General features: G+C 57.9%; 16 protein-coding genes. 6 read left to right on the top strand and 10 right to left on the bottom strand.

Annotated elements, in window-relative coordinates:
- Positions 1 to 9 precede the first annotated feature (9 nt).
- Positions 10 to 1,998, top strand: a complete 1,989-nt coding sequence (tkt, locus tag AC1VYI_RS07940) for a transketolase (protein WP_045355349.1) — start codon at positions 10 to 12, stop codon at positions 1,996 to 1,998.
- Positions 1,999 to 2,094: 96 nt separating this feature from the next.
- Here tkt and AC1VYI_RS07935 read toward each other — a convergent pair whose 3' ends face one another.
- The 3 genes from AC1VYI_RS07935 to aegA all read right to left on the bottom strand — a co-directional run bounded on the left by AC1VYI_RS07935 (position 2,095) and on the right by aegA (position 5,876).
- Positions 2,095 to 3,138 (bottom strand): DUF1176 domain-containing protein, encoded by a 1,044-nt coding sequence (locus AC1VYI_RS07935; RefSeq protein WP_134867295.1) that lies wholly within the window; start codon positions 3,136 to 3,138, stop codon positions 2,095 to 2,097.
- A 101-nt stretch (positions 3,139 to 3,239) separates the two neighbouring features.
- The gene (gene nudK, locus AC1VYI_RS07930; RefSeq protein WP_023308745.1) at positions 3,240 to 3,833 is read right to left on the bottom strand and encodes a GDP-mannose pyrophosphatase NudK; all 594 of its coding nucleotides are present in this window, start codon (positions 3,831 to 3,833) and stop codon (positions 3,240 to 3,242) included.
- 66 nt (positions 3,834 to 3,899) lie between these two features.
- On the bottom strand, positions 3,900 to 5,876 hold the full coding sequence (gene aegA / locus AC1VYI_RS07925; RefSeq protein WP_134867294.1) for a formate-dependent uric acid utilization protein AegA: 1,977 nt from the start codon (positions 5,874 to 5,876) through the stop codon (positions 3,900 to 3,902).
- A 152-nt stretch (positions 5,877 to 6,028) separates the two neighbouring features.
- On the opposite strand from aegA, the gene narQ reads away from it, so the two are divergent.
- Together narQ and acrD are read left to right on the top strand one after the other, a co-directional pair.
- Complete coding sequence (gene narQ / locus AC1VYI_RS07920) at positions 6,029 to 7,723, top strand: nitrate/nitrite two-component system sensor histidine kinase NarQ (protein ID WP_134867433.1); 1,695 nt, start codon at positions 6,029 to 6,031, stop codon at positions 7,721 to 7,723.
- Positions 7,724 to 7,865: 142 nt separating this feature from the next.
- Positions 7,866 to 10,979 (top strand): multidrug efflux RND transporter permease AcrD, encoded by a 3,114-nt coding sequence (gene acrD / locus AC1VYI_RS07915; protein WP_023308748.1) that lies wholly within the window; start codon positions 7,866 to 7,868, stop codon positions 10,977 to 10,979.
- 109 nt (positions 10,980 to 11,088) lie between these two features.
- Here acrD and ypfM read toward each other — a convergent pair whose 3' ends face one another.
- Positions 11,089 to 11,148: a protein YpfM gene (gene ypfM / locus AC1VYI_RS07910; RefSeq protein WP_015572204.1), complete on the bottom strand. Its 60-nt coding sequence runs from the start codon at positions 11,146 to 11,148 to the stop codon at positions 11,089 to 11,091.
- Between the two features lie 387 nt (positions 11,149 to 11,535).
- Here ypfM and AC1VYI_RS07905 point away from each other — a divergent pair, with 387 nt between their 5' ends.
- From AC1VYI_RS07905 to AC1VYI_RS07895, 3 genes are read left to right on the top strand one after another with little or no spacing between them, the layout of a single operon-like run.
- On the top strand, positions 11,536 to 11,886 hold the full coding sequence (locus AC1VYI_RS07905) for an ArsC family reductase (RefSeq protein WP_045355344.1): 351 nt from the start codon (positions 11,536 to 11,538) through the stop codon (positions 11,884 to 11,886).
- 10 nt (positions 11,887 to 11,896) lie between these two features.
- Positions 11,897 to 13,024 carry a succinyl-diaminopimelate desuccinylase gene (gene dapE / locus AC1VYI_RS07900; protein ID WP_045355343.1) on the top strand — a complete coding sequence of 376 codons (1,128 nt, stop codon included), beginning with the start codon at positions 11,897 to 11,899 and terminating at the stop codon, positions 13,022 to 13,024.
- Between the two features lie 24 nt (positions 13,025 to 13,048).
- Positions 13,049 to 13,246 (top strand): hypothetical protein, encoded by a 198-nt coding sequence (locus AC1VYI_RS07895; protein WP_023308751.1) that lies wholly within the window; start codon positions 13,049 to 13,051, stop codon positions 13,244 to 13,246.
- A gap of 38 nt (positions 13,247 to 13,284) precedes the next feature.
- Here AC1VYI_RS07895 and ypfH read toward each other — a convergent pair whose 3' ends face one another.
- The 6 genes from ypfH to dapA all read right to left on the bottom strand — a co-directional run bounded on the left by ypfH (position 13,285) and on the right by dapA (position 19,739).
- The gene (gene ypfH / locus AC1VYI_RS07890; protein WP_023308752.1) at positions 13,285 to 13,980 is read right to left on the bottom strand and encodes an esterase; all 696 of its coding nucleotides are present in this window, start codon (positions 13,978 to 13,980) and stop codon (positions 13,285 to 13,287) included.
- Positions 13,981 to 14,053: 73 nt separating this feature from the next.
- Positions 14,054 to 16,000, bottom strand: coding sequence for a tRNA(Met) cytidine acetyltransferase TmcA (locus AC1VYI_RS07885; protein ID WP_226484166.1), 1,947 nt, complete (start codon positions 15,998 to 16,000; stop codon positions 14,054 to 14,056).
- The gene (ypfJ, locus tag AC1VYI_RS07880) at positions 16,000 to 16,866 is read right to left on the bottom strand and encodes a KPN_02809 family neutral zinc metallopeptidase (RefSeq protein ID WP_047749253.1); all 867 of its coding nucleotides are present in this window, start codon (positions 16,864 to 16,866) and stop codon (positions 16,000 to 16,002) included. The genes AC1VYI_RS07885 and ypfJ overlap by 1 nt, the downstream gene beginning before the upstream one ends.
- Before the next feature lie 120 nt (positions 16,867 to 16,986).
- Complete coding sequence (purC, locus tag AC1VYI_RS07875) at positions 16,987 to 17,700, bottom strand: phosphoribosylaminoimidazolesuccinocarboxamide synthase (protein WP_023308755.1); 714 nt, start codon at positions 17,698 to 17,700, stop codon at positions 16,987 to 16,989.
- 109 nt (positions 17,701 to 17,809) lie between these two features.
- Positions 17,810 to 18,844 carry an outer membrane protein assembly factor BamC gene (gene bamC / locus AC1VYI_RS07870; protein ID WP_134867293.1) on the bottom strand — a complete coding sequence of 345 codons (1,035 nt, stop codon included), beginning with the start codon at positions 18,842 to 18,844 and terminating at the stop codon, positions 17,810 to 17,812.
- Between the two features lie 16 nt (positions 18,845 to 18,860).
- On the bottom strand, positions 18,861 to 19,739 hold the full coding sequence (dapA, locus tag AC1VYI_RS07865; RefSeq protein WP_023308757.1) for a 4-hydroxy-tetrahydrodipicolinate synthase: 879 nt from the start codon (positions 19,737 to 19,739) through the stop codon (positions 18,861 to 18,863).
- Positions 19,740 to 19,774: the final 35 nt, after the last annotated feature.

The following is a 19,774-nucleotide window of genomic DNA, read 5'->3' as shown; positions in this document are numbered from 1 at the left end:
GAGTGAACTATGTCCCGTAAAGAGCTAGCCAATGCCATTCGCGCCCTCAGCATGGATGCCGTGCAAAAAGCCAATTCCGGCCACCCCGGCGCGCCGATGGGCATGGCTGATATTGCCGAAGTACTGTGGAACGACTTTCTGAAGCACAACCCCAATGACCCGACCTGGTACGATCGCGATCGCTTTATTCTCTCCAACGGTCACGCCTCAATGCTTCTCTACAGCCTGCTGCACCTTTCCGGCTACGATCTGCCGCTTGAGGAGCTGAAAAACTTCCGCCAGCTGCACTCCAAAACGCCGGGGCACCCTGAGATTGGCTATACGCCAGGGGTGGAGACCACCACCGGGCCGCTCGGTCAGGGGCTGGCCAATGCGGTTGGGCTGGCAATTGCCGAACGCACGCTGGCGGCGCAGTTTAACCAGCCGGACCACGAAATTGTCGACCACTATACCTACGTGTTTATGGGTGACGGCTGCCTGATGGAGGGGATTTCCCATGAGGTCTGCTCCCTGGCGGGCACGCTGGGGCTCGGCAAGCTGATTGGCTTCTACGATCACAACGGCATCTCCATCGACGGGGAGACCGAAGGCTGGTTTACCGACGACACGGCAAAACGCTTTGAAGCCTATCACTGGCACGTTGTGCACGAGATCGACGGCCATGACCCTGAAGCGGTGAAAAAAGCGATTCAGGAAGCGCAGAGCGTGAAGGACAAACCGTCCCTGATTATCTGCCGCACGGTCATCGGCTTCGGCTCGCCGAACAAGGCGGGCAAAGAGGAGGCGCACGGCGCGGCGCTGGGCGAGGAGGAAGTCGCGCTGACCCGGCAAAAGCTGGGCTGGAAACATCCACCGTTTGAGATCCCGAAAGAGATCTACAGAGCCTGGGATGCCCGTGAGGCGGGTGAAAAGGCCCAGCAGGCCTGGAACGAGAAGTTTACCGCCTACAAAAAAGCGCACCCGGATCTCGCTGCCGAGTTTTCCCGCCGCATGAGCGGCGGCCTGCCGGAGGACTGGGACGATAAAACCCAGGCGCTGATTGAAAACCTGCAGTCCAACCCGGCGAAAATCGCCACCCGCAAGGCGTCGCAAAATACCCTGAACGCAATCGGCCCTCTTCTGCCCGAACTGCTCGGCGGCTCGGCGGACCTGGCACCGAGTAACCTGACCATCTGGTCGGGCTCAAAATCGCTTAAAGAGGACATTGCCGGGAACTACATCCACTACGGCGTGCGCGAGTTCGGGATGACCGCCATTGCCAACGGCATCGCCCATCACGGCGGGTTTGTGCCGTATACCGCCACCTTCCTGATGTTCGTCGAGTACGCCCGCAACGCGGCGCGCATGGCGGCACTGATGAAGGCGCGGCAGATTATGGTCTACACCCATGACTCCATCGGGCTGGGGGAAGACGGGCCTACGCACCAGGCGGTTGAACAGCTGGCAAGCCTGCGTCTGACGCCGAACTTCAGCACCTGGCGTCCGTGCGATCAGGTCGAAGCGGCGGTGGGCTGGAAGCTGGCGGTAGAACGCCACAACGGCCCAACGGCACTGATTCTGTCACGCCAGAACCTGGCGCAGATTGAGCGAACCCCGGAGCAGGTGAAGAACATCGCCCGCGGCGGCTACATCCTGAAGGACAGCGGCGGCAAGCCGGACGTGATCCTGATTGCGACCGGCTCCGAGGTGGAAATTACGGTGAAAGCGGCGGAGAAACTGACTGCCGAAGGACACGCGGTGCGCGTGGTGTCCCTGCCCTCAACGGATATTTTTGATGCCCAGGACGAGGCGTACCGTGAATCGGTCCTGCCGTCCAGCGTCGCGGCTCGCGTAGCGGTGGAAGCCGGTATTGCCGACTACTGGTACAAGTATGTCGGGCTCAAAGGGGCGATTGTCGGCATGCGGGGTTACGGTGAATCCGCCCCTGCCGATAAGCTGTTCCCGTACTTCGGCTTTACCGTTGAGAACGTGGTGGAGAAGGCGCTGAGCGTGATTTAGTGCGGTCTGCGTTGCCGGGTGGCGGCTACGCCTTACCCGGCCTACAAAACCGCCAAACCGTAGGCCGGGTAAGCAACAGCGCCACCCGGCATAAAACTAGCGCGTGATCCATAGCGTGGGCCAGGCATCTGGCCCGTTCCAGTTGTCGCAGCTGGGCTCCTCGGCGTAGCGCACCAGGCGGAAACGCTGGCCGTCAAAACGCCAGCGCGTCTGGATCCCGCAATCGCCCAAACCGCGCCCCAGCGTGAGCGTTGTCAGCTCGCGCGTCTTTTCATCGAAGCTGGCGTTCATCAACTCCATTTCGCTCCCGTCGCCTGACGGCGTAAACGGCAGACGCAGCCTGACGCTGCGTGCGGTGAACGGTTTTTTACGCGATACCAGCCACGCCAGATCGACCGTGTTATAGGCCCCCGCCTCGCAGCTAACGATCAGCAGCGCTTTGTCATCGGTTAACGCGGTGACGCGTACTTCCCGACGGTTAGGATCCAGCGAGCACTGGCTGGCGTTCATCCGCCCGGTGCCATAGTCCAGCAGGTCGTTCAGTTCGGCGTGGGAGAGCGGCGTCGGGGTCGGGTTGACGACCGCCACCTTTTTAAGGGCAGGAGCAGGCGGAACGCTTAACGGCGGATCGTCACCTTTCTTGATCCACGCGGTTTCGCTGCCGACGCGCTTTTGCTGCGCATCAATGAACAGCAGCGCGGCTTTCAGACCGCTCAGTGAAATAACCTGCTTACCGTCGCGCAGGGTCAGGGCCTTCCCTTCCTGGATGTTTTTCAGAAAGGCGGTGATGGTGGCCGCATCGTCCGTTTTCAGATGCCAGGGCGTGAGCTGCCAGCGCTGTTTGTCCAGCTTCAGGGGAACGTTATCCAGCAGCAGCCGGGGGGCAATCTCTGGCTCTTTGACCGAGGGCGCATCAAGACCGCCGAGATCGATACGCAGCGTGGCGTCCGTTTTCGCCCCGGCGCTACGGGTGAGCGTCATGACCAGACCACGGTGTTCACCGGTATTGCGTGCGAGGCAAAAATTCTGGTTATTGCAGGTTACCTGCCAGTCGGAGAAGGCTTGCTGGGCAGGTGCAGCCCGCACCTGCGGCGCGAGGAGCACACAAAACAGGTAAAACAAAAAGACGCTGTAGCGCATGAATGACACAATCCCGGAACGAAAACGCTTAACTGGGCAGTATCTTCGTGTTCCCGCCGGGGCTGCTCAATCGGATTTATCAGATATACCCGAAAAACAGGCTATATCCGTTCGAAAGTGGTGTTCATCAGCCCGGTTGTCTGTAAATACTGCAGTAATATCACCGCTTTACCATCCCTGATTTCGCCTGAACGCATCATCTCCAGCGCCCGGGCAAAAGGAAGCTCCAGCACTTCGATATCTTCATCCTCCACGCCACCGCCGCGGTGAGTGCGCTGCGCGTCGCTGTATTCCGCGATGAAGAAATGCACAATTTCCGTTACGCCGCCCGGCGACATAAACAGCTCGAAGACCTTTTTGACCTCGCCCACTTCGAAGCCGGTTTCCTCCACGGCCTCTTTGCGGATACAAACTTCCGGCTCATCATCATCGAGCAGGCCCGCGCAGGTTTCAATCAGACGTCCGTCAGGGTTGCCATTAACCCATGTCGCCACCCTGAACTGACGGATCAGCACCACGCTCTGCTTTTCACGGTTATAGAGCAGAATGGTTGCCCCGTTGCCGCGGTCGTAGACCTCGCGTTTGTGGCGGATCACCTCACCGTTGTTACGCGTAAGGTCATAGGTGATGTTACGCAGGACAAAGTAGTTTTCAGAGAGAATTTTGTCTTTGATAACGTCAATTTTCAGGGTCATACGGGCTCCACAACACAATGAGTCGTCCTATACTACGCCGTGAATCCCGCTTTGTCGCCCGCCGGTTTAATGATGTTTTGGCGCGTTAACTCCAAGCCAGTCGAGTATCCCCTGCGCCGCATGACGTCCTTCCGCCATTGCGGTCACCACAAGATCCGCACCGCGTACCGCATCGCCTCCGGCGAAGATCTGTGGGTTAGTCGTCTGATAACGGTAGCGGCTCTCAACCGAAGCAACGATCCGCCCCCGGTCATCCGTTTCGACACCCTGCGCCTGCAGCCACGGCATCGCGTGCGGGTTAAAACCAAACGCCATGATGACCGCATCTGCCGCCATCACGAACTCGCTGCCCGCTACCGGAACGGGCCGACGCCGTCCCTGCGCGTCCGGTTCACCGAGCTCGGTACGCAGCATCCGGATACCGTTGACCTTACCGTTCGGATCCAGCGTCAGCTCAACCGGCTGAACGTTAAATTCAAACGCCGCGCCCTCTTCTCGGGCGTTCTTCACCTCTTTCTTCGAGCCCGGCATGTTGGCCTCATCCCGACGATAGGCGCAGGTTACCTTCGCCGCGCCGTGGCGTAACGCGGTGCGGACGCAGTCCATCGCGGTATCGCCGCCGCCAAGCACCACCACGTTTAAGCCATGGGTGTCGATGAACGGTTCGCTGGCCGTCGCCTCCAGCCCCATAACGTGTCGCGTGTTGCCCACCAGGAAAGGCAGCGCGTCATAGACCCCAGGCGCGTCCTCGTGCGGGATACCCGCCTTCATCGAGCGGTAGGTTCCCACGCCAATAAACAGGGCGTCGTAATCCTGCTTTAACTGCGACATCGACACGTCCTGGCCCACCTCGCAGTTCAGCTCGAAGCGGATCCCCATCGCGGTAAATATCTCTCTGCGCCGCGCGAGCAGCGATTTGTCCAGCTTGAATGCCGGGATGCCAAAGGTCAGCAATCCGCCAATTTCCGGATGCCGGTCATAGACCGTCACACTCGCTCCGCGGCGCGCCAGCACGTCGGCGCACGCCAACCCGGCGGGCCCGGCGCCGACGATCGCGACTCGTTTACCTGACGGCGTGACGGCGGACATATCCGGTCGCCAGCCCATCGCCAGCGCGCGATCGGAGATATAGCGCTCGATGTTACCGATGGTCACGGATCCCGCCTCTTCACGTATTGTGCAGGCACCCTCGCATAATCGGTCCTGCGGACAGACGCGACCGGTAATTTCAGGTAAACAGTTGGTCTGATGAGAAAGCTCGACCGCGCCGGCGATATCCCCCGCGTTGAGGCGCTCGATCCACTGCGGGATGTGGTTATGCAGCGGGCAGGTCCATTCGCAAATGCTGTGCTCGCCGCATTTCAGGCAGCGCGACGCCTCGCGGGCGGCCTGTTCGGCCCGAAACGGCAGGTAAATTTCGTTAAAATGGCCCACGCGCTCTGCGGCAGAGAGTTTATCGGGCTCGCCGCGTGGCGGGGTTGTTTGCATCTGCTGCAGTTTGGTGCGCGAAGCGTCTTCTCTGACGGCCTCCGCATGCCAGGGCTGCGCTTCCAGGCAGGCCGTGCGCTGGCGGCGCGATTTTGCCAGATTATCAAGGACAGCAGGCGTCGCGAGGGAGAGAACGTCTGCCGGGCAATTTACGATACAGGCCGGGCCGCGTGGCCGCGTCAGACAGAGATCGCATTTATTCGCCGAGGCCTTCACGCCGCCGCTGTCGAGCGGGGTGACGATAATCTCCATCGTGCCAAACGGGCAGGCCACCGCGCAGGCCTTACAGCCGATGCATTTTTGTTGATTCACCTGTACGCTGTCATCGCATTTGCTGATGGCGCCGTTCGGACAGCTTTGCGCGCAGGGCGCCTTTTCACATTGATGGCAGGTGACGGGGCTACTCTTCTCGCCGGACCTCAGGACCGTAATGCGGGGGTGAAAATGGCGCTCGCTCAGGACGTGCTGCTCATCGTTGTGCGCCATCACGCAGGCCACTTCGCAGGCGCGACACCCGATGCACTGCTGGCTGTTAGCCATAATAAAACGATTCATAACCACACCTGTTTTTGGTTCAATAACCTTATTCTTTATATGAATATGGTATTTACGCATCACGGCGCGATCGGGCAATGTTCAAATGCCCGGAATGCCGAATTATTTACAGTGAACCTGTAGCAGATCAATTTTATTCAGAGAGCCGTTCTGTGACCGTCAAACGACCCGTTTCCGGAAGCCTTGCCTGGGCTTTCTTTTCGATAATTGCCTTATCCGTGCTGACCAGCACCGTCGCGCTGCTGACGCTTGCCAGCAGCCAGCGTGACGCCGAAGCCATTAATATCGCGGGTTCGCTGCGCATGCAGAGCTATCGTCTGGGCTACGAGATGCAGCGCAACAGCCCTTCCCTTGTCGCGCATCGCGACAGCTGGCAACGGACGCTGAACGCGCCTGCCCTGCAGAAGCTGAACCGCTGGTACGTCCCGGACGATGTAAAAGCGCGCTACCAGCAGCTGCAAGTGGCGTGGCTGGAAATGGATGCGCGCATCGCCCGCGGCGACAGCGCGTGGTATCAAACCCACATTGAGGATTTTGTTGGCCGCATTGATGCCTTTGTGCTCGCCCTTCAGCACTACACCGAACATAAAATTCAGACGGTGACCCTGCTCTCGCTGGCGGGCGCTCTCGGGATCCTGCTGCTGACGCTGTTTACCCTGCGACGCATCCGTCGCCAGGTGGTATTGCCGCTTAACAATCTGGTGGCGGCCAGCGAACGGGTTGAGCGTGGCGAATTTACAACCCCGGCGCCGGATACCGCCCTGCCGAACGAGCTGGGCCAACTCTCCCGCGCCTTCAACCACATGTCCGCCGAACTGGCTACGCTCTACCGTTCGCTCGAAGCCTCGGTCGCGGAAAAGACGCGGCATTTGCATGAAGCCCACCAGCAGCTCGACATGCTGTTCAAATGCTCTCAGGCGCTGAATACCGGCCAGATAGACATCCACTGCTTTCGGCATATCCTGCAGATTGTCCATGACTATACGCAGATGAATTATCTCGAACTGCGCACCAGCGACGACTGGCGGCTGTCTGAAGGGACGGAGTCACATGGCATTCCTCTGCAGCACCTGCCGGTACTGATGCAGGACACCCTTTATGGCGAGCTGCGCTGGCAAAGCGAGACGGACAGCGTTCCCCTTCCGCTGATGAGAAGCGTGGCGACCATGCTCGGGCGCGGGCTGTACTTTAACCAGGCGCAAAAGCATTACCAGCAGCTGCTGCTGATGGAAGAGCGCGCCACCATTGCCCGCGAGCTGCACGATTCGCTGGCGCAGGTCCTGTCGTATCTGCGCATTCAGCTTGCGCTGCTCAAACGCGCAGTGCCCGAGGAAAATATCCCGGCGCAGACCATCATCACCGACTTCTCCCGCGAGCTGAACAATGCCTGGCAGCAGCTGCGCGAGCTGCTCACCACCTTCCGCCTGACGCTGAACCACGCGAACTTACCCGCGGCGCTGCAGGAGTCTCTCGACGTCCTTCAGAGCCAGACGCAGGCGAAGCTGCATCTCGACTGCCGTCTCTCCTCGCTGGCGCTGGACGTGCAAAAGCAGGTGCATTTGCTGCAGATCGTGCGTGAGGCCGTGCTGAACGCCATTAAGCACGCGCAGGCCAGCGAGATCACCGTCAGCTGCGTGACCGCCATGGACGGTACGCACAGCGTCAGCATTCGTGACAACGGCATCGGGATTGGCGAAGCCAGCGAGCCGCCGGGACACTACGGCCTGAACATTATGCGCGAACGCGCGCAGCGGCTCGGCGGGATGCTGCACTTCTCGCAGCCGCAAAACGGCGGCACGCTGGTCAGCGTGACGTTCCCGGCGCCCACGCCGTTAACGGGTAAATAACGGTAAAGAGGGAAGCGCAGGGAAAAGCGCATGATAATTTACATTATCTCCTTTATTTCTCCACGTTTGGCCTGGGCCTTACCGCTAAAGTTATGCGGGCAATAAACAATAATGACGTGCAGCAAAACGAGGTCACTCTTTCATGGCGAATTTTTTCATCGATCGCCCCATTTTTGCCTGGGTGCTTGCCATCCTGCTGTGTCTGACAGGTGTCCTGGCGATTACTTCACTGCCTGTTGAGCAATACCCCGATCTGGCACCGCCTAACGTGCGCGTAACGGCAAACTACCCCGGCGCTTCCGCACAAACGCTGGAAAACACCGTGACGCAGGTTATCGAGCAGAACATGACGGGTCTGGATAACCTGATGTACATGTCCTCGCAAAGTAGCGCCACGGGCCAGGCGACTGTGACCCTGAGCTTTAAGGCGGGCACGGACCCGGACGAAGCGGTGCAGCAGGTGCAAAACCAGCTGCAGTCGGCCATGCGCAAGCTGCCCCAGGCGGTGCAGAATCAGGGCGTGACCGTGCGTAAAACTGGTGATACCAACATTTTGACCATCGCGTTTGTCTCGACAGATGGCTCGATGGATAAACAGGACATTGCCGACTACGTCGCCAGTAATATTCAGGATCCCATCAGCCGTATCAACGGCGTAGGGGATATCGACGCCTATGGCTCACAATACTCCATGCGCATCTGGCTCGACCCCAACAAGCTGAACAGCGTCCAGATGACGGCAACCGACGTGACGAATGCCATCAAGGCCCAGAACGCCCAGATTGCGGTGGGGCAGCTGGGGGGAACGCCGTCCGTCGATAAACAGGCCCTGAACGCCACCATTAATTCACAATCTCTGCTGCAGACGCCGGACCAGTTCCGCAACATTACCCTGCGCGTGAATCAGGACGGGTCGGAAGTGCGTCTCGGCGATGTCGCCACGGTGGAAATGGGGGCGGAGAAATACGACTACCTGAGCCGCTTTAATGGCAATCAGGCCTCCGGTCTGGGGATAAAGCTTGCCTCCGGCGCGAACGAAATGGCCACGGCGAAACTGGTGCTGGACCGTCTGGACGAGCTTTCACAGTATTTCCCGCACGGGCTGGAGTATAAAGTCGCCTATGAAACAACCTCCTTCGTTAAAGCGTCGATCGAGGACGTGGTGAAGACCCTGCTGGAAGCCATCGCGCTGGTGTTCCTGGTGATGTACCTGTTCCTGCAAAATTTCCGTGCGACGCTGATCCCAACCATTGCCGTCCCCGTGGTGCTGCTGGGGACTTTTGCGGTGCTTTACGCGTTCGGGTACAGCATTAACACCCTGACGATGTTTGCGATGGTGCTGGCGATTGGCCTTCTGGTGGATGATGCCATCGTGGTGGTTGAAAACGTCGAGCGCATCATGAGCGAAGAAGGACTCTCGCCGCGCCAGGCGACGCGCAAATCCATGGGACAAATTCAGGGGGCGCTGGTCGGTATTGCGATGGTGCTGTCGGCGGTCTTTATCCCGATGGCCTTCTTTGGCGGCACAACCGGGGCGATCTACCGCCAGTTCTCGATAACCATCGTCTCGGCAATGGTGCTCTCCGTGCTGGTCGCATTGATCCTCACCCCCGCGCTCTGCGCCACAATCCTGAAGCCGCTGCACAAAGGGGAGCATCACGGCCAAAAAGGGTTCTTCGGCTGGTTTAACCGGATGTTCAACCGCAATGCCGCGCGATATGAATCTGCCGTCGGGCGAGTGCTTCACCGCAGCCTGCGCTGGATGATGATTTATGTTGTGCTGCTGGGCGGCATGGTCTGGCTGTTTATGCATCTCCCCACCTCGTTCCTGCCGATGGAAGACCGGGGTATGTTCACCACCTCGGTGCAGCTTCCGAGCGGCGCAACGCAGCAGCAGACGCTGAAAGTGGTCCAGAAAGTGGAGCAGTACTTCTTCACTAAAGAGAAAGATAACGTTGTGTCGGTCTTCTCCACCGTGGGCTCTGGCCCGGGCGGAAACGGGCAGAACGTCGCCCGCATGTTCGTCCGTCTGAAGGACTGGGACGAGCGCGATACCAAAACCGGAACGTCATTCGCCATCATTGAACGTGCGACAAAAGCCTTTGCGCATATTAAAGAGGCGCGCGTCTTCGCCAGCAGCCCGCCGGCGATAAGCGGTCTGGGCAGTTCTGCCGGGTTTGACATGGAGCTGCAGGATCACGCCGGTGCGGGCCACACGGCGCTGATGGCGGCACGCGATAAGCTGTTAGCGCTGGCGGGCAACGATCCTGACCTGACCCGCGTTCGCCACAACGGTCTTGACGACAGCCCGCAGCTGCAGGTGGATATCGATCAGCGTAAGGCGCAGGCGCTGGGCGTCTCGATCAACGATATCAACGACACCCTGCAAACGGCGTGGGGCTCGAGCTATGTGAATGACTTTATGGATCGCGGCCGCGTGAAAAAAGTGTATGTCCAGTCCGCCGCGCCGTTCCGCATGCTGCCGGACGATATTAACCGCTGGTTTGTCAGGAATAACGCTGGCGGCATGGTGCCGTTCTCTGCCTTTGCGACCTCGCACTGGGAGAGCGGTTCGCCGCGTCTGGAGCGCTATAACGGCTACTCTGCGGTTGAAATCGTCGGGGAAGCCGCGCCGGGCGTCAGTACCGGTACCGCCATGGATACCATGGAAAAACTGGTGCAGCAGCTGCCCGCCGGTTTTGGTCTGGAGTGGACGGCCATGTCCTACCAGGAGCGTCTCTCCGGAGCACAGGCTCCTGCACTTTACGCACTCTCTCTGCTGGTGGTCTTCCTCTGCCTTGCCGCACTGTATGAAAGCTGGTCAGTCCCGTTCTCGGTCATGCTGGTCGTGCCGCTTGGGGTTATCGGTGCGCTGCTGGCGACCTGGATGCGCGGCCTCGAGAACGACGTTTATTTCCAGGTGGGTCTGCTCACCGTAATTGGGCTATCGGCGAAAAACGCCATTCTGATCGTTGAATTTGCCAACGAGATGAATGCCAAAGGCCATGAGCTGATGGCCGCCACGCTGCACGCCTGCCGTCAGCGCCTGCGTCCGATCCTGATGACGTCGCTGGCGTTCATCTTTGGCGTACTGCCGATGGCAACCAGTACGGGCGCAGGCTCCAGCAGCCAGCATGCCGTCGGGACGGGGGTGATGGGCGGCATGATTTCGGCAACCATTCTGGCCATTTACTTCGTGCCGTTGTTCTTTGTGCTGGTGCGTCGTCGCTTCCCGCTAAAGGAACGCGCTGAGTAAGTGATTGAAATAAAAAAAGGCGGCATTATCGGCCGCCTTTTTATTGTGTGATTAATTCACACTATGGTTATTTTACTTATTTTAGTGCTCTTGCAATTCTTACTGAATGTCATTTACGAAGCATGCCTTCGATAAAATCTTTCCAGTTCCCCAGTTCACGTTCAATCATAACAACCTCTCTTATTATTATGCGCATTCTACAAAAACGGACCATCATTGTGAAGACTATTTAACCAATTGCTGTGATTGTACCCCACGTCCTGCGGGGATTTATGATAAATATGAACGGAGAGGCCTCAATTTTTTGTGACGGCTGGCAATATTTTGAAATAACCCTCCAAACGGGTGAGTTTTATTTTACCCGCTGAGTTTATTCGAAATTTAAACTTTATGGACATCTATGCTTAAAGGGTGAAAGAATATTCAGCGTACAGATGTGAGTTGAATTAAGAAGAAGTGTAAATCCAGACGATTCCTGAATGTGTTATATTCCACTTAAGGATATATCTTCGAATTTACTGAACATTTAATCATCATTAGGTCAAAAGGATTCACCATGATTGTGATGTACGGCATTAAAAATTGCGACACCATCAAAAAAGCCCGCCGCTGGCTGGAAGCAAACGGCGTGGAGTATCGCTTCCACGATTACCGTGCCGACGGGCTTGATGCAGAATTTCTGCATAGCGCGATCGGCGAACTGGGGTGGGAAGCACTGCTGAACACGCGCGGCACCACCTGGCGTAAGCTGGACGAATCTCTGCGCGCCAGCATCAACGACGCCGACAGCGCGGCAAAACTGATGCTCGAGATGCCGGCAATTATCAAACGCCCATTGCTCTGCGCGCCAGGGCAGCCTATGCTGCTGGGTTTCAGTGAAACCCATTATTCCGACTTTTTTCGTTGAGGTGTAGTTTATGTCATGCCCGGTCATTGAGCTGACTCAGCAGCTTATTCGCCGTCCTTCCCTTAGCCCGGACGACGCAGGTTGTCAGGCACTTATGATTGAGCGCCTGCGTGCCATCGGTTTTACCGTTGAACGCATGGATTTTGGCGATACCCAGAACTTCTGGGCGTGGCGCGGCCAGGGTGAAACGCTGGCCTTTGCCGGGCATACTGACGTCGTTCCCGCCGGTGACGCGGATCGCTGGATCAACCCGCCGTTTGAGCCGACTATCCGCGACGGCATGCTGTTTGGTCGCGGCGCGGCAGACATGAAAGGCTCGCTGGCGGCGATGGTCGTGGCGGCAGAACGCTTTGTGGCTCAGCATCCAAACCACAAAAACCGTCTGGCGTTTTTAATCACCTCCGACGAAGAAGCCAGCGCCCATAACGGTACCGTGAAGGTCGTTGAAGCGCTGATGGCGCGTAACGAGCGTCTCGACTACTGTCTGGTTGGTGAGCCGTCCAGTACCGAAGTGGTGGGCGATGTCGTCAAAAACGGGCGCCGCGGCTCGCTGACCTGTAACCTGACCATTCACGGCGTTCAGGGGCACGTTGCTTATCCGCATCTGGCCGATAACCCGGTTCATCGCGCTGCGCCGATGCTGAGCGAGCTGGTGGGCATCGAGTGGGATAAAGGCAACGAATTCTTCCCGCCGACCAGCATGCAGATCGCGAACGTCAAGGCCGGGACCGGCAGCAACAACGTGATCCCGGGTGATTACTTCGTCCAGTTTAACTTCCGCTTCAGCACCGAACTGACCGATGAGACGATCAAGGCGCGCGTCGTCGCCCTGCTGGAAAAATATCACCTGCGCTACACCGTGGAGTGGTGGCTTTCCGGCCAGCCGTTCCTGACGCAGCGTGGCAAACTGGTGGATGCGGTGGTGAACGCCATCGAGCACTATAATGAAATTAAGCCACAGCTGCTGACAACGGGTGGCACCTCAGACGGACGCTTTATCGCCCGTATGGGCGCCCAGGTTGTCGAACTGGGTCCAGTGAACGCAACCATTCATAAAATCAATGAGTGTGTCAATGCGGCAGATTTGCAACTGCTGGCCCGTATGTATCAACGTATTATGGAGCAACTCGTCGCCTGACGAACGCTCTGAGAGGAATAGCGAATGGATTGGCTTTCAAAGTACTGGTGGATTCTGGTGTTAGTTTTTCTGGTTGGCGTACTGCTGAACGTGATTAAAGATCTTAAGCGCGTTGACCATAAAAAATTTCTCGCCAACAAACCGGATCTTCCCCCGCACCGTGATTTTAACGACAAGTGGGACGATGACGACGACTGGCCGAACAAGGACCAGAAGAAGTAATCGTTAAGTTCCCCCTCTCCCCGGGAGAGGGGGAAACCTCACATAAACTCTACAATATCATCGTTATCCGGCTTACCGCCGCTGAGCGCTTCATCAAAGTAGTGCTTCGGTACGGTATAGCGCAAACGATCGAGCGCGAACTGCATGCTACGGTCGTCAATCGCGTGGCCCAGATCGTCCACGATATCCAGCGTCACGTCCCCGCCTTCGCGAATCAGCGCTTCCTGGGCGGCAACCGCATGCGAGAGCTCAATCACCCGGTCTTCACCACCGTGGATCAGGTGGATCGTGGTCTGCGTGGTCGCGCTTGTCGGTAACGTCGCAAAGCGGCCGTTAAACGCAATGACGCGTGACGCCAGACCCGGCTTCGCTTTTACGCTTTCCAGCGACATGATTGACCCCTGCGAGAAGCCAATCAGCGCGGTCGCGTCAGCACCCACGCCGCTCTGCTGCTGCCAGTAGCGGACGATGTCGATAAAGGTCGGCATGATGGCGTCGATGCGAGCCTGACGATTCTCTTCCGTTACGCCCTGAACAGAGAACCACTGGCGTCCGTTCGGACCACATGGCTCTACGCCACCGATGCTGACAATCAATGCCTCCGGAAAAACGGGCGCAAACCAGCTGCCAATCTGACCCATATTGACGGCATTATCGCCAACGCCATGAAACAGAAGCAGTAACTGTTTAGCCGGTTTGTCAGGGCTTTGAACAACAAAATGGTCGTGTTTCATGGTGGTCTCCTTAATAGATGACCTGGATTCTACGCCTCCCGACGTGAATGACCATGCCACTTTACTGAAGAAGTCATTGAAAAAATTGCCATTGCAAAATGTCTTCTTTCAACTGCTGGCAGCGCGGATAATCTAGGCTTTCAAGCGCTTGCGCGGTTTCACTCCGCAACGTTGCCAGCAACGCTTTTCGCCCGACGTCTTCCACTTTCCCTTCCATTTTCCCACGCAGGGCCGGAAGCGGCATGTCCACGGTTAACAACAGCCGCGTCAGTGCGGCAACCGAGGTTGAAAACGCCCGATGCGCAAAAGCAAACCCCGCCAGCTCCAGCCAGTCGTCATTATTAAGGGTAGCTTCCCAGCCGTCTTCCACGGGGATCTTTTCACCGTTCCAGGCCGATAGCACCCGCGCATCGCGCTTCAGACGCCGCTGCGCCTGCTCGCACAGCTGACGCCCGGCCTCGCTCTGCGGCAGCAACGCCATCGCGGTGTAGCAGCCGCTGCTGGCTTCACGATGGCTGCCCATCCGCACCAGCACAAAGCCGCATTGCTGCCAGAAACGCCAAAGCTCATCGGTATAGCCGAAGCTCACCGACAGATAATCTTCGCCGCTGGCGCTGCGAACAAGCGCCTGGCCAATCCCTTCCCGCTGACGGTGAGGATGTACGGCAATGCGGGTGACCCGTCGTCCTCTGAGCGTCGCCGCCAGCGGAGAGCCGCCGTGCGCCGCCAGGGACTGCGCCACCAGGTTACCGCGCGGACGCCGGTATCCTGCCCACACGGCGCGGCTAAGCTCAGGGGAGAGCCCGCCCTCCTCCACCAGCCAGAGCGCCCCGGCGATATCCGGGTCCGTTTCTGCAACGGCAAACTGCTGCCCGGGCGCGTCCATCATGCGGCGTAAATCGAGCGGCGAGGTGCGATAATGCGCCGCGCAGAGGAGTTCGTATACGCTCGCTGCAAGCGCCGGGCGGCGTTCCCAGGCCTCCGGGGTCAGGGAGGTTAAACGCACCTCTCCCTCCGGGCGGCGGTCGATCAGCGTATCGTCAAACAGCAGCGCGCTGGCGACAACCCGCTCAAGCGGGCAGCCCGCCGCCCAGCGTACCGGTGTAGATAAGCTGTAGCGCTGCAGCCCGGTAAACCGACCGCAGAATTTAAGCAGGAATCCCCGGCCCGTCCCTTCATAGCCCTGCACCGTGGTGGTCAACAACACGCGAGGGAAACGGACAGCCAGCTTTTCCAGCAGAGGTCCGGGGATAGCAGCGGCTTCATCAACAATCAGCCAGTCAGCCCGGCGTGAAGAGGCAAGCAGCGCGTCCGGGGCCATAAAATGAAAACGCTCTCCGGCGAAGCGGGCGATGATATCCGTCGCCCCTTTCGACGGCGCGGTAACCACGGCGCTGCCCGCAATGCGGTTCAGCAACATGCCCGCCAGGGCTGATTTTCCGCGCCCGCGCGCGGCGGTAACGGCCACGATGCCCTCCGCCATCCCCTGCAGCACATCCAGGATCTCAGCCTGCTCGCGCTGCGGTGCGCCGCTGGCAGGCTGCCAGTCTGGCGCGTCGGGTAAAGGCGGAAGGGAAAACGCGCGGCCCTGAAGCCAGACAATCGCGTCGGGATCGGCGGCAATCGTCCGGCAGAAATGGTGGACAAAATGCGGCGTGGCTATCGCTTCTGCGCTGTCGCTCCAGCGCAGTGAATCGCTGTCTGGCAACCCGGACCACGCGTCGAGCGACGGAACCCGCAGCACCAGAAGGCTTCCGGCGCTTAGCGTTCCGCTCAGGGCGGCAAACGCGGCGACATCAAACCCGGCGCTGGCGTCAAAAACGGCATGCCGGAACTCGCGTCCCAGCAGACCGCTGATGGCTTTTGAAGGATGTTCGTCAAGCCTTACCCAGTCTCCGGGCAAGGCGTCACGCAGGGCCAGCGCCTGGGTTAACGTCCACTGCGCCTCGCCGCTGAGCACCACCAGCCGACGATGGCCGGTGCGCTCAAGCTCGCTTATCAGCTGTTCAAACTGCAGCATTACATCGCTTTGCCGAAGGTATTACACTGCGCCGGATCGCCGCTGTCGAAGCCGCGTTTAAACCAGCTATAGCGCTGCTGTGAGGTACCGTGAGTGAAGCTGTCCGGCACGACGCGCCCCTGGCTTTGCTGCTGAAGGCGGTCGTCACCGATAGCCTGAGCGGCATTTAACGCCTCTTCAAGATCGCCGGATTCCAGCACGCCCTGCTGCTGCATGCTGTGGCCCCAGACGCCCGCGAAGCAGTCCGCCTGCAGTTCCATTTTAACGGAAAGGCGGTTCACTTCAGCCTGAGACGCATTTTGCTGGAGCTGGCGCACTTTTGGCTCAATCCCCAGCAGCTTTTGCACGTGATGACCGACTTCATGCGCGATCACGTAGCCCTGGGCAAAATCACCGTCGGCGCCAAGCTTGCGTTTCATGTCATCGTAAAAAGAGAGATCGATATAGACGGTGCCGTCTGCCGGGCAGTAGAACGGCCCCATCACAGATTGCCCGGTACCGCATCCGGTGCGGGTTGCCCCCCGGTACATCACCAGCTTCGGCTGCTGGTAGGTACGCCCCATCTTCTCAAACAGCTGACTCCAGGTGTCTTCTGTTGTGGCGAGAATAACGGAGGTAAATTTGGCCGCTTCATCTTCATTCGGGCTGATGGAGCGCTGAGAATGCTGCTGTTGCAGCGGCTGACCGGTCATTAAACCGGTGAGATCGACGCCGTAGTACCCCGCGACTAAAACCACAATCAGCAGGATGATACCGCCCTTGCCGCTGGGTAACCGGAAGCCAGGCCCACCCATTGAAGGACCGCCGCCGCCATCACTGCGTCTGTCTTCTACATTGTCACTTTCACGACGCCCTTGCCAGCGCATAACCACCTCGAACTATTCCATTTATAATAGCTATGATCGTAGGCGGTTAACGGCAAGATTACCATAGGAAACAAAGGTAAGACGCCAAAGGATGCAAACATCCTTTGGCAAGTGAGGAAGTTAGTCGAGCTTAACGCCTAAACGGTGAGCAACCGCTTCGTACGCTTCAATCAGACCACCCAGGCTCTGACGGAAACGGTCTTTGTCCATTTTATCCAGGGTTTCTTTATCCCACAGGCGGCTACCGTCCGGTGAGAACTCATCGCCCAGCACCACTTCGCCTTTGAACAGACCAAACTCCAGCTTGAAGTCAACGAGGATCAGACCCGCGTCATCAAACAGTTTTTTCAACACGTCGTTGGCTTTGTAGGTCAGCTCTTTCATGCGCGCCAGGTTCTTCTGGTTCACCCAGCCGAAGGTTTCGCAGTAGGATTCGTTGACCATCGGGTCGTGCATGGCATCGTTTTTCAGGAACAGGTCGAACAGCGGTGGATTCAGTTCGATACCTTCTTCAATGCCGAGACGCTTCACCAGGGAGCCCGCCGCACGGTTACGAATAACGCACTCAACCGGAACCATATCCAGTTTTTTCACCAGACATTCCGTATCGGACAGCAACGCTTCCATCTGGGTCGGGATGCCCGCTTCGGCCAGTTTGGTCATAATGAAGTGGTTAAACTTGTTGTTCACCATGCCTTTACGATCGAACTGCTCAATGCGTGCGCCATCCCCTGCTGACGTATCATTGCGGAACTCGAGCACCAACAGATCCGGGTTTTCCGTGCTGTATACGGTCTTCGCTTTGCCACGATACAACTCAGCTTGCTTCTGCATCTTCATTACTCCTGGTGTGATGATTTGTGTTCAAAACTGGGGATATTATGCCACGCACACGTTTGCGTAGCACTAAAATAAAAAGGGCTGGATTCACCAGCCCTCGTATTTATTTGCTGAATGCTGCCTGGAAGACAGCGACCAGCGCATCGTTCTGCGACTGGGTCAGCGTGTGACCTTTTGGATCGATAAACTGCAGACTGCTGCGGTTATCAAGGTCGCCTACCTGAATCTTGTAGTCACCGGAGGCAAGCTGAGGATCTTTCGCGCCCAGTTCCTGCCATGCGCTGTCGGAGAGCGGCTTATACGTTGCCGTCATGCTGCCGGTTGAACGCGTGCTGTCGGTCACTTTCATGCCCACTTTTTCCAGCGTCGCTGGCAGACGCTGCCAGGTCTGGTTAAACGGTGCACGCACCACCAGCATTGGCAGGCCGGTATCATCCGCACCGCTTTGTACATCGAAGGTCGCGCCGTTGCGGCTCTGCGCGGCGTTGGCGGCATCGGTAGCGGTCTTATCCAGACCCGCGGCAATCACGTTCAGCATTTCGGTGCTGTAACGCTGCAGGGACGCGGCATCCGCAACCGGTTTACCCGCCTGCTCCAGGTTCAACAGCTTAACGTTAACCGCCTGCTGGTAACCCTGTGGTTTTACGGAGACTTGATAGCGACCGCGGTACTGCTGGTCTTCATCCAGACGGTTCCATTCGACCCAGTCGGTGGTTAACGTCTGGCTGGCGTCATCGCGTTTATCGATAGTGTAGTTCTTCGACTGAATGACGCTGACAACCTGCGGCCACAGCGAGCTACCGCGCGCGCTCTCAACCATCAGAGACGCCGTATCACCGGTGAACTGGGTACGCGCCCCGCTGACCAGCGCCAGAGGTTGTGCTGGCGGACGAATATCAAGCGCTTTACCGACCGGGCCGCTGCCGTTGGTCACGGGAATATTATAATCGCCGTTCTGAATCGGCAGGATCATACCAGCCGGTGCGTGAAGTTCAGCAAGCGGGGTCGCATCCAGATAGGATTCATCACCGCTCACCTGGCGCTTGTAGCGCGAATCTGAACTACAGGCAGCGAGCAGCATAACAAGCGAAACACTCGCAACCTTCGCCAGGCGCGACTTCTGTACTGAATAAGCCATCAAATCTCCCTAAACTCTACAGCAAACCGGCATGCTTCAGCGCCGCCCTGACGATGTCACGACCGTGGTCGGTAATCGGTGTCATTGGCAGACGCAGCGTGTCGGATGCTACAAGTCCCAACTCCTTACATGCCCATTTCACTGGGATCGGATTGGGTTCGACAAATAATTTATTGTGCAGCGGCATCAGACGCTGATTAATGACACGCGCTTCATCAAAGTGACCGGCTGCGGCCAGTTTGCACATTTCTGCCATATCGCGCGCCGCAACGTTTGCCGTTACGGAGATCACGCCATGACCACCGAGCTGCATAAAGTCCAGCGCGGTCGCATCATCACCACTCAACAGGATAAAGTCGTCTGAAACCAGCTCTTTGATCTGATGAACGCGGCTTAAGTTCCCTGTCGCCTCTTTAATACCGATAATATTTTTTACTTCCGAGAGACGACCAACGGTTTCCGGCAGCATATCGCAACCGGTACGGGACGGCACATTATACAGAATTTGTGGCAAGTCAGTATGTTCAGCGATGGCTTTGAAGTGCTGGAACAAACCTTCCTGAGTAGGACGGTTGTAATATGGGGTCACCGTCAGACAGCCAACGATGCCGCTGTCGTTAAAACGTTTGGTCAGGCTGATAGCTTCTGCGGTTGCATTAGCGCCTGTCCCCGCGATGACCGGAATACGTCCGTCCGCCAGTTCCAGGGTCAGCATCACCACATCGCCGTGCTCGTCGTGGCTCAGCGTTGCGGATTCACCGGTAGTCCCTACCGAAACGATCGCCGAGGTTCCGTTGGCGACATGGTAATCAATGAGCTTCTTCATGCTTGACCGGCAGACATTACCTTTTTCATCCATCGGTGTAACAAGCGCGACAATACTTCCCGTGAACATGAGCCATCCTCTGTGCGAACAAGAGCCTCAATGTT

It is taken from the genome of Enterobacter sp. QK-SA4 (genome assembly GCF_056856775.1).
Note: the sequence above shows the minus strand (reverse complement) of the source record. Positions and strands in the feature narration are given on the sequence as shown.

What these genes read in the sequence shown, in the direction of transcription:
- acrD (WP_023308748.1), top strand. Translation starts at nt 7,866, where the DNA reads ATGGCGAATTTTTTCATCGATCGCCCCATTTTTGCCTGGGTGCTTGCC.
- aegA (WP_134867294.1), bottom strand. Translation starts at nt 5,876, where the DNA reads ATGAATCGTTTTATTATGGCTAACAGCCAGCAGTGCATCGGGTGTCGC.
- dapA (WP_023308757.1), bottom strand. Translation starts at nt 19,739, where the DNA reads ATGTTCACGGGAAGTATTGTCGCGCTTGTTACACCGATGGATGAAAAA.
- purC (WP_023308755.1), bottom strand. Translation starts at nt 17,700, where the DNA reads ATGCAGAAGCAAGCTGAGTTGTATCGTGGCAAAGCGAAGACCGTATAC.
- AC1VYI_RS07935 (WP_134867295.1), bottom strand. Translation starts at nt 3,138, where the DNA reads ATGCGCTACAGCGTCTTTTTGTTTTACCTGTTTTGTGTGCTCCTCGCG.
- AC1VYI_RS07885 (WP_226484166.1), bottom strand. Translation starts at nt 16,000, where the DNA reads ATGCTGCAGTTTGAACAGCTGATAAGCGAGCTTGAGCGCACCGGCCAT.
- tkt (WP_045355349.1), top strand. Translation starts at nt 10, where the DNA reads ATGTCCCGTAAAGAGCTAGCCAATGCCATTCGCGCCCTCAGCATGGAT.
- dapE (WP_045355343.1), top strand. Translation starts at nt 11,897, where the DNA reads ATGTCATGCCCGGTCATTGAGCTGACTCAGCAGCTTATTCGCCGTCCT.
- nudK (WP_023308745.1), bottom strand. Translation starts at nt 3,833, where the DNA reads ATGACCCTGAAAATTGACGTTATCAAAGACAAAATTCTCTCTGAAAAC.
- AC1VYI_RS07895 (WP_023308751.1), top strand. Translation starts at nt 13,049, where the DNA reads ATGGATTGGCTTTCAAAGTACTGGTGGATTCTGGTGTTAGTTTTTCTG.
- bamC (WP_134867293.1), bottom strand. Translation starts at nt 18,844, where the DNA reads ATGGCTTATTCAGTACAGAAGTCGCGCCTGGCGAAGGTTGCGAGTGTT.
- AC1VYI_RS07905 (WP_045355344.1), top strand. Translation starts at nt 11,536, where the DNA reads ATGATTGTGATGTACGGCATTAAAAATTGCGACACCATCAAAAAAGCC.
- ypfH (WP_023308752.1), bottom strand. Translation starts at nt 13,980, where the DNA reads ATGAAACACGACCATTTTGTTGTTCAAAGCCCTGACAAACCGGCTAAA.
- ypfJ (WP_047749253.1), bottom strand. Translation starts at nt 16,866, where the DNA reads ATGCGCTGGCAAGGGCGTCGTGAAAGTGACAATGTAGAAGACAGACGC.